Genomic DNA, 289 nt, shown 5'->3' with positions numbered 1-289 from the left:
TCGCCAGACCTTCAGCTCCATGGCCTCGCGTTGCATCAGGCGCTCGCCGTCGCATCCGGAGTAGGGCCAGCGGACCAGGACGTCGAGGCGTTTGGTGCCGGCGGCGTACTCGCGGTCGAGTTGGCCGCCGCCGTTGACCAGGCGGTGCAGGAAGGCCATCAGGATGATCTGGCAGGCGGCCTCGTGGTAGCCCTCCTGCTGGATGAGGACCTCGCCGTGCTCGCGCCAGAACACCACGAACTCCCGCAGCAGGCGGGGCAGGTCGAAGCGGCCGTCGGGGAGCACGAAG

At 69.2% G+C, this 289-nt stretch carries 1 protein-coding gene; it reads right to left on the bottom strand.

The window, feature by feature from the left end; all coding sequences use genetic code 11:
• Positions 1 to 289: hypothetical protein (locus FXF51_RS61720; protein WP_222872005.1), on the bottom strand; the 289-nt coding region annotated here is incomplete at both ends.

The sequence above is a fragment of the Nonomuraea sp. PA05 genome, from assembly GCF_008086045.1.
GTDB classification, from domain to species: domain Bacteria; phylum Actinomycetota; class Actinomycetes; order Streptosporangiales; family Streptosporangiaceae; genus Nonomuraea; species Nonomuraea monospora.
This window is presented reverse-complemented; position numbering and strand designations above follow the sequence as displayed.